This window comes from Pseudomonas serbica (assembly GCF_028823535.1).
GTDB classification, from domain to species: domain Bacteria; phylum Pseudomonadota; class Gammaproteobacteria; order Pseudomonadales; family Pseudomonadaceae; genus Aquipseudomonas; species Aquipseudomonas serbica.
The window spans coordinates 1-11,678 of sequence record NZ_JAQIYM010000022.1 but is presented as its reverse complement, the minus strand read 5'-3'; the positions used below and the strand labels follow the sequence as shown (position 1 = coordinate 11,678).

The 11,678-nt window shown below is 60.0% G+C and carries 10 protein-coding genes; 3 read left to right on the top strand and 7 right to left on the bottom strand.

Annotated features, from left to right (window positions below; translation table 11 throughout):
- Nucleotides 1-38: 38 nt before the first annotated feature.
- The 6 genes from NQL71_RS27560 to NQL71_RS27535 all read right to left on the bottom strand — a co-directional run bounded on the left by NQL71_RS27560 (nucleotide 39) and on the right by NQL71_RS27535 (nucleotide 7,407).
- Entirely contained in the window at nucleotides 39-1,067 is a 1,029-nt protein-coding gene (locus NQL71_RS27560; protein ID WP_046818647.1) for a DUF5924 family protein, read from the bottom strand.
- A 64-nt stretch (nucleotides 1,068-1,131) separates the two neighbouring features.
- A complete protein-coding gene (locus tag NQL71_RS27555) occupies nucleotides 1,132-2,508 on the bottom strand; it encodes a M16 family metallopeptidase (protein ID WP_046818646.1) in 1,377 nt (458 codons plus the stop codon).
- 168 nt (nucleotides 2,509-2,676) lie between these two features.
- Nucleotides 2,677-4,335, bottom strand: a complete 1,659-nt coding sequence (locus tag NQL71_RS27550; RefSeq protein ID WP_046818645.1) for a Na/Pi cotransporter family protein — start codon at nucleotides 4,333-4,335, stop codon at nucleotides 2,677-2,679.
- 271 nt (nucleotides 4,336-4,606) lie between these two features.
- Entirely contained in the window at nucleotides 4,607-5,374 is a 768-nt protein-coding gene (locus NQL71_RS27545; protein WP_046818644.1) for a TerC family protein, read from the bottom strand.
- Between the two features lie 85 nt (nucleotides 5,375-5,459).
- On the bottom strand, nucleotides 5,460-6,767 hold the full coding sequence (locus NQL71_RS27540; protein WP_077185093.1) for a CitMHS family transporter: 1,308 nt from the start codon (nucleotides 6,765-6,767) through the stop codon (nucleotides 5,460-5,462).
- Nucleotides 6,768-7,080: 313 nt separating this feature from the next.
- Complete coding sequence (locus NQL71_RS27535) at nucleotides 7,081-7,407, bottom strand: DOPA 4,5-dioxygenase family protein (RefSeq protein WP_077185090.1); 327 nt, start codon at nucleotides 7,405-7,407, stop codon at nucleotides 7,081-7,083.
- 85 nt (nucleotides 7,408-7,492) lie between these two features.
- Here NQL71_RS27535 and NQL71_RS27530 point away from each other — a divergent pair, with 85 nt between their 5' ends.
- The gene (locus tag NQL71_RS27530; RefSeq protein WP_077185087.1) at nucleotides 7,493-8,155 is read left to right on the top strand and encodes an NAD(P)-dependent oxidoreductase; all 663 of its coding nucleotides are present in this window, start codon (nucleotides 7,493-7,495) and stop codon (nucleotides 8,153-8,155) included.
- Here the strand turns inward: NQL71_RS27530 and NQL71_RS27525 are convergent.
- A complete protein-coding gene (locus NQL71_RS27525; RefSeq protein ID WP_046818640.1) occupies nucleotides 8,152-9,102 on the bottom strand; it encodes a choline sulfate utilization transcriptional regulator in 951 nt (316 codons plus the stop codon). The two genes, NQL71_RS27530 and NQL71_RS27525, sit on opposite strands and share 4 nt — an antisense overlap.
- A 114-nt stretch (nucleotides 9,103-9,216) precedes the next feature.
- Between NQL71_RS27525 and betC the strand changes: the two genes are divergently transcribed.
- Both betC and choX read left to right on the top strand, forming a co-directional pair.
- Nucleotides 9,217-10,731 carry a choline-sulfatase gene (betC, locus tag NQL71_RS27520; RefSeq protein ID WP_046818639.1) on the top strand — a complete coding sequence of 505 codons (1,515 nt, stop codon included), beginning with the start codon at nucleotides 9,217-9,219 and terminating at the stop codon, nucleotides 10,729-10,731.
- A gap of 16 nt (nucleotides 10,732-10,747) precedes the next feature.
- Complete coding sequence (gene choX / locus NQL71_RS27515; protein WP_046818638.1) at nucleotides 10,748-11,668, top strand: choline ABC transporter substrate-binding protein; 921 nt, start codon at nucleotides 10,748-10,750, stop codon at nucleotides 11,666-11,668.
- Nucleotides 11,669-11,678: the final 10 nt, after the last annotated feature.

Sequence of the window (11,678 nt, the reverse complement as noted above, 5' to 3'; positions counted from 1 at the left end):
CGGCTGTTACGCAGAGCTACGTAATAGCACGAACTGCCTTACTTTTCTTTGACCGGTGTGCTGTCCGCCACCTTGAAGCGCAATACGCCGATCAATTGACCGTCTTCGGTCAGCACCCGAACTTGCCATTTGCCCGCCGGGTTGCCCGGGAAATTCTGCTTGTGGGTCCAGGCCCGGTAGCCTTCCTTGCGTCCACCGTGAATATCGAGAGGGATGCGATCGACCTCTTTGCCGTTGAATTGCCAGACGTGATAGATCCGCTCGTCCAAGCCGCGCGGCGCGTTGATCGCCGTGTAGGCATAGAGGCCGCCACCGCGAATCTGCTCGGCGCTGACTTCTTCGAGGCTGGCACCGGGGGTGCGATCCTGCATCTGCGTGCTGATGGCCACGTCGGTCATCCACAGGGTTGCCGGCGGCACCCATGAACGCATCACCCAGCCGACACCGCCGATACCTACGGTAATACTCAGGATCGCCAAAGCGTTGCGTACGGTGCGGATCGGAAAGATCGACGCCAGGCTCGGAAATGACAACAGCACGGCGATGCCCAGTGCCCACTTGAAACTCTGCGAGGTGGTCAGGTGCATGATCACCGGCAACGCGGTGAGCAGGGCGGCGAACAGGGTCAGGGTGTGCAGCGCCAGGAATGCCCAGCGCCGGGGCGCCAGCCATTTGTAGTAGAGCGGGTCGATGATGGAAATCAGCGCGGCGATACCCAACAGCCCGGTAAAGAACAACTGGCCGCTGTTCCAGGTCGTGGTGATGAAAAAGAACGGCAGGACGAAGAACAGGCTTTCCTGGTGGATCATCTGCGTCGCATAGCGCAGCAGGGGCTGGGGAATTTCCCGCTTGAAGATTCTGGCGAACAGCTTGGTCAGGCTGTTTTCCAGCATCAGCCATACCCAGCTGATCAGCATGATGGTGGTGATCCAGCTCGCCAGACCCTGCTGGCGATCCACCAGGATGAAGCTGCTGATCCCGGAGATGAAACCACCGAGCGCAATGACCCCGGGATAGCGCTTCATCAGTTCGAGGATGCGCTGGACGAAAAGGGGCAGGGTCGGCATTCGGCGGTTCACAGTAGTTGTAGGAAAAATCCCTGTCAGATTACCGCCTCATCCATGAAAGTGCTTACTTTCTGCGATGAAAACGCCATACCGCCAGGCTCAACAGCAAAACCCCGAACAGTCCGGCAAACGCCCACATCAATTGGTCATAGCTGACCAGGGGTTTTTCGATCCGCACATAGCCCGGCTGCAGGAGCAGTTCGCGCATGGCCTTGTTCGCTTGCGCCAGCGTGACCGCTTGCAACTCCCTGACCGGGTTGGCGAAACGCCCGTTTTCGTAGTCGCCCAGGGCACTCCAGTAGTAATCGGCCAGTGCGCTGTTGCCTTGCACCGCCCAGGACTGGCGGGCGATGGACGCCTGCTTGAGGCGATTGAAGGTCTCGGCATTGAGACCGTCCTTGAGCAAACCGGCCTTCAAGTCATCCAGCACTGTCAGCGCTTCGTCCACGTCGTCGCGCTCAAGGTCAGCATTCAGGCTCATGAAGCCAACGCCGCCAAACACCTCGCGCTCGGCATAAGGGCCATAGGACAGGCCGTGCGCCAGGCGCAGCTGGCGATAGAGCGCCCAGTCCAGGTAGTCCTTGAGCAGGTCGAAGGTTTCATCGTGCTGATCGTCCAGCACGGGTTCCGGCACCAGCCAGTGCAGCTTGGCCCCGCCACCGACGAAGCCATGAATCAGGTTGCGCTCATGAGCGGCGCTGGCCTGGATTTGTGGCAGGGGCGGGTGCTCTGTCGGAGTGATGGGGGCAAGCTCGCCATACGTGCGGTCCAGATAGGCCGGCAGCAAACGGTCGAGGTCGCCGACGACGACCAGCGTCATGTTATTGGGCGCGTACCAGTCCTTGCGCACGTTCTCCAGCTGTTCGCGGGTCAGGTGATCGACTTCCGCGCGCTCCGGGCATTTTAGGCCCAGCTCCACCGCCAGTTGATTACTGGCGGTATGGCCCAGGTCCTGGCGATCGAGCCAGCGTTGCAGGTGCGTGTAGTGGCCGCCGTCTTCACGCTCGACCACTTGCTTGGCGGCATTGATGGCGTCATCGTCGAAATGGGTCTGGGTCAGCAGCGCCAGCAGCAAATCCAGGACCTTGCGCTGGTTTTTCGCCGGGGCTTCGATCACGAAGGTGGTGTCGGCGTTGCTGGTGAAGGCGTTCCACTCGCCACCCAACTCCTGCATGCGCTCCTCCAGGCCGCCTTCGCCGCTGGCGTCGATGCCGCTGAACAACAGGTGTTCGAGCAGGTGCGGCAGTTCTTTATCGGCGCAACCGAAATCATCCAGGCCGACCCCGACCACCAGCCTAATCGCCACGTGCCCGCGCTCGGTGCCGGGCTTGAGCAACATCTGCAAACCGTTGCGCAGGGTGTAGCCCTCGACCTGGAAGCGATCCAGGGCAAACGATGGGAGTGAGCCAAGCAACAGACAGGCGAACAACAGACAACGCATAACGAGCTTCCCGGCAACCAATCGGAGATCCGTTTCGTCCTTCAATCCGCTATCGCGAGCAGGCTCGCTCCCACAGAGGGTTCTCAAATCAACTGTGGGAGCGGGCTTGCTCGCGAAGACGGCCTGGAGGCTGAACCAATGTTACTGACTGATCACCTTGCCAGACGTTCAAGGCGAATGCGTGATATCAGTCAAATCGTCCACCGCCAGTGCGCCGGTGTCGGACGTTTCCAATACGGCGTAGGCACTGCTGCAAAACAGCGAATTCAGACGTTTCATGTCGGCAATCAACTCCAGGTGCAGCGAACTGGTCTCGATACTCTGCACGATCTTACGTTGCAAACGGCTGACATGCGCGTGGGCCAGGCGGCGTTCCTGTGCGCGAAAACGACGTTTTTCTCGCAACAGTTGGCGGGCACTTTCCTTGTCGGAACTGAGAAATACCGACAAGCCCAGGCGCAGGTTGGAAATCAACTGGCTGTGCAGTCCGGCCAGCTCTTCCAGCCCCACTTCGGAAAACGACCGGCGCTGGGAGGTTTTCTGCTGCTGGACTTTGCGCAGCATGCGTTCGATCAGGTCGCTGGCGAGTTTGAGGTTGATCGCCAGCTCGATGATTTCCGCCCAGCGCCGGCTGTCCTGGTCACTGAGGTCCTCCCGGGGCATTTGCGCCAGGTATAGCTTGATCGCGCTGTAGAGCGCCTCGACATCATCGGTCAGCCGACGCATTTCCTGGGTCACGGCAGTTTGTTTGCCGTGCAGTACGTCGAGCATGGCCTCCAGCATGTTGTCGATCAGGTCGCCGATGCGCAGGGTCTCCCGGGCCGCGTTGGCCAGCGCCAGGCTTGGCGTGACCAAGGCCGTCGGGTCAAGGTGGCGGGGCTTGGCCATGCCGTTGGTTTGTGGGCGCTCCGGCAGTATCCACGCGCAGAACCTGGCCATCGGTCCGACGCTGGGCAGCAGGATCAGGCAACGCGCGGTGTTGTAGAGCAGGTGGAAGCCGATGACCATCTCCTGGGAGCTGTAGTCTAGGCTGTCGATCCAGTGCACCAGGGGGTCGAGCACCGGAATGATCAGCAACAGACCAATCAGTTTGTACAACAGGCTGCCCAACGCCACCTGGCGGCCGGCCGCGTTCTGCATGCTGGTACTGAGAAACGCGAGAATGCCGCTGCCGATGTTGGCCCCGATCACCAGGCCGATGGCCACCGGCAGGCTGATCACGCTGGCGCCGGCCAGGGTGGCGGTCAGCAGGACCGCCGCCAGGCTCGAGTAGGAAACCATCGCAAACAATGCGCCGACCAGGGCGTCGAGCAGGATATCGCCGGTCAGCGAGGCGAAAATCACTTTCACCCCCTGGGCGTGGGTGATCGGCGCGGCCGCCTCGACGATCAGTTGCAACGCCAGGATGATCAAGCCCAGGCCGATGCTGACGCGGCCCATTTGCCCGAGCCGCGTCTGTTTGCGCGACAGGAAGAAAATCACCCCGAGAAAAATCAGCAATGGCGAGAGCCATGACAGGTCGAAGGTCAGCACCCGTGCCATCAAGGCCGTGCCGACATCGGCCCCGAGCATGGTTGCCAGGGCAGGCGTTAGCGCCATCAGGCCCTGGCCGACAAACGACGTGACCAGCATGGCCGTGGCGTTACTGCTCTGGACCATTGCGGTTACGACGATCCCCGCGATGAACGCCAGCCAGCGTTTGGACATGTTCTGGCCAATGACATGGCGCAGGTTGGAGCCGTACACCCGCAGGATGCCGGTTCGGACGATGTGCGTGCCCCAGATCAGCAAGGCCACGGCTGAGAGCAAATTGAGCAGGGTGAGCATGCAGGCCCCCTGTGGTGGTAGCGCCCCAGAGGGGCAAGTTAGCGGTGCCGCGCGACGTTCTACGTTCTGTACTTAAGCTGTAGTTGGCTAACGGTCTGGGCGCCAGCATCGCATAGCTAAAGTGCTGATTGAAACAAAACCGTCATGAAACCAATGTGGGAGCGGGCCTGCTCGCGAAAGCGGTGTATCAGGCAACAATGATGTCGACTGACACTCCATCTTCGCGAGCAAGCCCGCTCCCACAGGTTTTGCGTACATACCGCTTACGGGGTTACTGCCCCGGAATGTCCTTGCGCAGTTTCACTGGGTCCTGCTGCTTCTTCTTTCTCGCAATCGCGGTGCGCATCTTGATGTTGATCGCTTCCACCGCCAGCGAGAACGCCATGGCGAAGTAGACGTAGCCTTTTGGCACGTGTACGTCCAGGGATTCGGCAATCAGCACCATGCCGACGATCAGCAGGAACGACAGCGCCAGCATCTTCAGCGAAGGGTGCTTGTCGATGAACGCGCTGATGGTGCCCGAAGCCAGCATCATCACCAGTACTGCCACGACGATTGCCGCAACCATGACCGGTACGTGGGACACCATGCCGACCGCGGTGATCACCGAGTCCAGGGAGAATACGATGTCGATGATCGCGATCTGGATGATGGTGTACAGGAAGTTGCCGCCCTTGAGGTTTGGCTCGTCGTCGCTTTCGTCTTCACCTTCCAGCGCGTGGTACATCTCTTGCGAGCTCTTCCACAGCAGGAACAGGCCACCAAAGAACAGGATCAGGTCACGCCCGGAGATACCCTGGCCGAACACTTCGAACAGGTCGGCGGTAAGGCGCATGACCCAGGTGATCGACAGCAGCAACAGGATCCGCGTGACCATGGCCAGCGCCAGGCCGAAAATCCGGGTGCGCTGTTGCATGTGCTTGGGCATGCGGCTGACCAGGATCGAAATCATGATGATGTTATCGATACCCAGGACGATTTCCAGGGCGGTCAGGGTAAAGAAGGCAACCCAGATTTCAGGGTTGGTCAGCCATTCCATGTGTATTCCTTTGAGCGATTGTTAAACCAAAAAGGGCCCCGACTTCAAACCGCGAAGCCTGGACCCGAAATGGTGAGTCTTGGGCTTATAGAGTGCTGAACAGCGGAAAAATCCCCATCAGCAATGCGGCAACCAGTATGCACATGCACACCAGCACTGCCCACTTCAGGGTGAAGCGCTGGTGATCACCAAAGTCGATACCGGCCAGGGCCACCAACAGGTAAGTCGATGGTACCAGCGGGCTCAACAAGTGGACGGGCTGACCGACGATCGAGGCACGTGCCATTTCCACTGCAGTAATCCCGTAATGGCTGGCGGCTTCGGCCAGTACCGGCAACACGCCATAATAAAACGCATCATTGGACATGAAGAAGGTGAACGGCATGCTCACCAACGCCGTGATCACCGCCAGGTACGGGCCGAGGAAATCCGGAATCACCGACAGCAGGCTCTTGGACATGGCATCGACCATGCCGGTGCCCGACAGGATACCGGTGAAAATGCCAGCGGCAAAGATTAGCCCGACCACCGCCAGCACGCTACCGGCGTGGGCCGCGACGCGATCCTTCTGCTGTTGCAGGCAAGGGTAGTTGACGATCATGGCGATACTGAACGCCACCATGAACAGCACCGGCAGCGGCAACAGGCCGGCGATCAGGGTGCACATCAGGGCCAGGGTCAGGGCCCCGTTGAACCAGATCAGTTTCGGACGGCGGGCATCCGGAAATTGCGAGACGGTGATCTCGCTGTGGTCGATCTCATCGCCCACCAGGTGCAATTCACCCAGGCGCGCACGTTCACGTTTGCCGTAGAAGTAGGCAATGGCGAGGATGGCCAGCACACCGGCCGCCATCGCTGGCACCATCGGCACGAAGATGGCCGACGGGTCCACGTGCAGCGCACTGGCGGCACGGGCGGTCGGGCCACCCCAGGGGGTCATGTTCATCACGCCACCGGCGAGGATGATCAAGCCGGCCATGATCCGCGGGCTCATGCCGATGCGGCTGTAGAGCGGCAGCATGGCGGCCACGCAGATCATGTAGGTGGTCGCGCCGTCACCATCCAGGGACACGACGAGCGCCAGTACCGCAGTACCGACCGACACTTTCAACGGGTCGCCCTTGACCATCTTGAGGATCTTGCGCACGGCCGGGTCGAACAGGCCGGAGTCGATCATCAGGGCGAAATACAGGATCGCGAACATCAGCATCACGCCGGTTGGCGCGAGCTTGGTAATGCCTTCGAGCATCATCGGGCCGATTTTCGGGCCGAAACCGCCGAACAGGGCGAAAACGATCGGGATGATGATCAGGGCGATCAACGCGGACAGGCGCTTGGTCATGATCAGGAACATGAACGTGATGACCATGGCGAAGCCAAGGAAAGTCAGCATGGGAATACTCCAGGCGTAGCGCGGCTAGGGAATGGGCGGATCGGACGGGATCAGCGCAGAACGGGAAGCACGAGGCGTACGGGCGGAGTTGCAGCGAAGCGGCGGATAGAAGAGGACATCAGGATCACCATTGTTGTTGTTAAATGGGCCGTGCGAGCAGTCGAACACTCGCTGTAGCCAACCGGTCTGTTGCCGGCAGTGAGGGCGATCCTAATCGGGGAAGCTTTCAGCCAGCTTTCGCCGATGAAAGCGATGACCGGAAGCACAACCGGTCGTCGGACGGGTTTGAAGTGGTCGATTTACTGGCGACCGATCAGAAAATAGACAAGTCCAGCGGCCGGATCGCGCCCATCCAGATCGCGTGCTCGCTGTGGTCCAACAAATCGTTGCCGGTATCCGGGTGCAGGAATACCACCAGCCCCTTGCGGTTGAGCGCCAGCCACGGCAGCACATCGCCGATCAGCTCGGGGTCGAACGCCAGTTGGCAGCTCCAGTCCGGATGCGGGCCGACCGGGCGCTCATGTACGCGGCCCATCTTCAATGGGAACAATTGTGCGGCTTGCTCACACAGGGCGCGCGCCTGGTCGATGGTGCTGGCGTCGAAATACACATGGGCGTGATAGCCCTTGATCCGTTGCATCTGAATCCCCCCTGAAACCGAGTCGAACCCTCACCGTTGCCCGCAGGTCACACGCCATATAACCCCGAAAGCAACGGAGCCAGCCATGAAAAATGCCGAAACCCCAGTAGTGAAAGTGGTGCTTTATGGTGCCATGAGTAGCCTGGGCAGTGCGCTGATGGCTGAAATGCTGCGGCGCCAGCATGAAGTGATCGCCATACTCGATGACCTGACGGCGCTGGCGCCACGTCCGGGTTTGCGCACCAAGACCGGCGACCTGTTCGACGCGCAACGGGTCAAACAAAGTGTGGCCGGCAGTTCGGCGGTCATCTGTTTATTAGACGCCCCGGGGTTGCCATTCAACAGTGAACATGTGGAAAAAACCATTGTGCCCGGCCCGGTCGAGCAGGTGCTGGCGGTGGACGCGCTGATCGATGGCATGCAGGCGGCGGGCATTGCGCGGCTATTTCTGGTAGGTGATTTCGAGATTCTGGACGAACCGGAGTTCGAGGACGAGTTGCAGCTGCACGCCGCCGAGGAAATCCGCGAAGCGCTGCAAAGCAGTGCCTTGCACTGGACACTGGTGAACGCGCCGCGCGGGGTGCCGGGGCTGACCATTGAGCACTTCAGCCAAGTCAGCAGCAGCCTTGAACCGGGGCTAGCGGAGCCGCTTGCACGCCTGGCCCGTACAGCGGTGGGGATCGCCGATGAGCTGCAGCTAAACCTGCATATCGGCGAGCACGTCAATTTCATCGCGACCGACAGCTAAACCGCAATGGAGGGCAGTGCCATCCCGCTCAACGATTGCGCACTGCTGGCCTGCTCGGCCATCAACCAGTCGACAAACTGCTGGATCAGGGCGCCACGCCGTTTGCGCTGTGGCAAAACTACGTAATAGCCCAGCCTGGAAATCACCGTTTCGGCAATCGGCCGGCTCAACAAGCCTTGGGCCAGCAAGTTATCCACAAGGTGCCGCCAGCCAATGGCCACGCCCTGACCGCCAATGGCGGCCTGGATCAGCAAGGTGTAATTATCGAAACGCAATTGGCCCGGCGCGGGAGGCGAGGTGATTCCCAGCTCGCGAAAGACACCGCTCCAGTCAAACCAGTGACTGCTGTTTTCGCTCCTCAGGTGCAGGAGTGGAAATTCCAGCAACGACCTGGCAGGCAAGGGCAGGGCACGATCATTCAACAGCTGCGGGCTGCACACGGGGAACACTTCCTCGCTGAACAGCCAATGACTCTCGCCCTGCTTGAAGCGGCCATCGCCGAACAGCACCGCTACATCGATATCGCTGCGCAGCATGTTGTGACTGCGCTCGCTGGTCACCAGGCTGACGTCAACCTGTGGATTGGCCGCATGAAATCGATGCAACCGGGGCATCAGCCAATAGGCCGCGAAGGCGAAATCCGTCGCGACCTGCAGCACTTCATGCTGATGCTGTGCGCTGATCGCGCTCAACCCTGCGTCGATATTCTGCAAACCCAGCTGAACCTGTTCGAAAAGGATGGCCCCGGCCTCGGTCAGTTCGATGCCGCGATAGATGCGATCGAATAGTCGAGTCGCCAGTTGCTCCTCCAGGCGCTTGATCTGTTGGCTGATTGCCGGCTGTGTGGTGCCCAGCTCGACTGCCGCCGCCGTGAAGCTGCGCTGGCGTGCCGCCGATTCGAAAGTACGGAGCAAATCCAGAGAAAGGTCACCAAGCGCGTCATACATAAGCTGTGCTTATCCTAGTCATTGCCGGCCATGGGCTTTACCACAAAGTGCGGGGGTTACATCCTCGGTCCCAGCACTCTCGCATAAACATCCACTATGGAATGCCGCGAACACATGAAGCGCAAGAACATTCTTTTCATCATGGCCGATCAAATGGCCGCGCCAATGTTGCCGATCTACGGTCCTTCGCCCATCAAGCTGCCTAATCTGAGCCGTCTGGCCGCCGGGGGTGTGGTATTCGACAGCGCTTACTGCAACAGCCCGCTGTGCGCGCCCTCACGCTTTACCCTGGTCAGCGGCCAGCTGCCGAGCAAGATCGGCGCTTATGACAACGCGGCCGATTTCCCCGCCGATGTGCCGACCTATGCCCACTACCTGCGCCGCCTGGGCTATCGCACCGCGCTGTCGGGCAAGATGCATTTTTGCGGTCCGGACCAGTTGCACGGCTATGAAGAACGCCTGACCAGCGATATCTACCCGGCCGACTATGGCTGGGCGGTGAACTGGGATGAACCGGACGTGCGTCCGACGTGGTACCACAACATGTCCTCTGTGCTGCAGGCAGGCCCCTGCGTGCGCACTAATCAACTGGATTTCGACGAAGAGGTGGTGTTCAAGGCCCAGCAGTACCTGTTCGACCACATCCGCGAGGACGGCGACCAGCCGTTTTGCCTGACCGTCTCGATGACGCACCCCCACGACCCGTACACCATTCCCAAGGCATTCTGGGATCTGTACGACGACGCCGACATCCCGCTGCCTGTCACTCCGGATCAAGCAGGACTCGACCCGCATGCCCAGCGCTTGCTCAAGGTCTATGACCTGTGGGACAAGCCGCTGCCTGTGGATAAAATCCGCGACGCGCGCCGTGCCTACTTCGGTGCATGCAGCTATATCGACAGCAACGTCGGCAAACTCCTGCAAACCCTTGATGATACCGGGCTGATCGATGACACCATCATCGTATTCTCCGGGGACCACGGCGACATGCTCGGCGAGCGTGGCCTTTGGTACAAAATGCACTGGTATGAAATGGCCGCTCGAGTGCCCCTGCTGATCAGTGCTCCCGGGCAATTCGGCGCCGCACGGGTCAGCGCGTCGGTCTCCACTGCGGATCTTTTGCCAACCTTTGTCGAACTGGCCGGCGGCTCCCTCGAACCGGGCTTGCCGCTCGATGGCCGTTCGCTGGTGCCCCATCTGCAAGGGCAGGGCGGACATGACGAAGTGTTCGGCGAGTACATGGCCGAAGGCACCATCAGCCCGCTGATGATGATTCGCCGTGGCGCCTACAAATTCGTCTACAGCGAAGACGACCCTTGCCTACTCTTCGATGTACAGAATGACCCGCGGGAACTGGAAGAGCTCAGCCAGTCGCCGCAACATCAACAGCTGTTCGAAGATTTTCTCGCCGAAGCGCGTGCCAAATGGGACATCCCGGCGATCCATCAACAGGTGCTCGCCAGCCAGCGGCGTCGGCGTTTCGTCGCCGATGCCCTGACCATCGGCAAGCTGAAGAGCTGGGATCACCAGCCTCTGGTGGACGCCAGTCAGCAATATATGCGCAACCACATCGACCTCGACGATCTGGAACGTAAAGCACGTTATCCACAACCCTGCCAAAACCAATAATGTTAAGGGGAAGTCCATGCAAAGGTTATCCACAGTACTGACGGTCGGGCTCCTGGCCCTGGGCAGTGCATCGGTGTACGCCGATCAGAGTTGCGAGACGGTGAAAATGGCCGACCCGGGTTGGAGCGACATCGCCGCGACCAACGCCATCACCGGATTTCTGCTGGATGGCATGGGCTACAAGGCCAAGGTCGATACCCTCGCGGTGCCGATCACCTTTGGTGGGCTCAAGGACGGCCAGGTGGACGTCTTCCTCGGTAACTGGATGCCGGCGCAGCAGGGCTTCTACGACAAGTTCGTCGCCACCGGAGACGTCACGCAACTGGCGAAAAACCTCGACGGCACCGAGTTCACCCTCGCTGTACCGGACTACGTCTGGGACGCCGGTGTGCGTAACTTTGCCGACCTGAACAAATACGCCGACAAGTTCGACCGCAAGATCTATGGCATCGGCTCAGGCGCCCCGGCCAACATTTCGCTGCAAGAGATCATCAAGAAAAATGACTTCGACATGGGCCAGTGGAAACTGGTCGAATCCAGCGAGCAAGCCATGCTGGCGGAAGTGTCCCGAGCGGTGAAGAAACAGAAGTTCGTGACCTTCCTCGGCTGGACGCCGCATCCGATGAATGTGCAGCTGAAAATGCATTATCTGAAGGGCGGCGAAAAATATTTCGGCGACACCGGCAGCGTGCACACCCTGACCCGCAAAGGTTATGCACAGGCCTGCCCGAACGTGGGCAAGCTGCTCACCAATTTGAGCTTCACCCAGGAGATGGAGAACAGCATCATGGCGGAGGTGGTGAACAAGAAAGTCAGCAATGCCGATGCGGCCAAGGCGTGGATCAAGGCCAACCCGGCCGTGCTCGACAAATGGCTCGATGGCGTGAAGACCGTGGATGGCAAGGATGCGTTACCGGCGGTGAAAGCCAGGCTCTAATCCATGTGGG

What these genes read in the sequence shown, in the direction of transcription:
- NQL71_RS27560 (WP_046818647.1), bottom strand. Translation starts at nt 1,067, where the DNA reads ATGCCGACCCTGCCCCTTTTCGTCCAGCGCATCCTCGAACTGATGAAG.
- NQL71_RS27555 (WP_046818646.1), bottom strand. Translation starts at nt 2,508, where the DNA reads ATGCGTTGTCTGTTGTTCGCCTGTCTGTTGCTTGGCTCACTCCCATCG.
- NQL71_RS27550 (WP_046818645.1), bottom strand. Translation starts at nt 4,335, where the DNA reads ATGCTCACCCTGCTCAATTTGCTCTCAGCCGTGGCCTTGCTGATCTGG.
- NQL71_RS27545 (WP_046818644.1), bottom strand. Translation starts at nt 5,374, where the DNA reads ATGGAATGGCTGACCAACCCTGAAATCTGGGTTGCCTTCTTTACCCTG.
- NQL71_RS27540 (WP_077185093.1), bottom strand. Translation starts at nt 6,767, where the DNA reads ATGCTGACTTTCCTTGGCTTCGCCATGGTCATCACGTTCATGTTCCTG.
- NQL71_RS27535 (WP_077185090.1), bottom strand. Translation starts at nt 7,407, where the DNA reads ATGCAACGGATCAAGGGCTATCACGCCCATGTGTATTTCGACGCCAGC.
- NQL71_RS27530 (WP_077185087.1), top strand. Translation starts at nt 7,493, where the DNA reads ATGAAAAATGCCGAAACCCCAGTAGTGAAAGTGGTGCTTTATGGTGCC.
- NQL71_RS27525 (WP_046818640.1), bottom strand. Translation starts at nt 9,102, where the DNA reads ATGTATGACGCGCTTGGTGACCTTTCTCTGGATTTGCTCCGTACTTTC.
- betC (WP_046818639.1), top strand. Translation starts at nt 9,217, where the DNA reads ATGAAGCGCAAGAACATTCTTTTCATCATGGCCGATCAAATGGCCGCG.
- choX (WP_046818638.1), top strand. Translation starts at nt 10,748, where the DNA reads ATGCAAAGGTTATCCACAGTACTGACGGTCGGGCTCCTGGCCCTGGGC.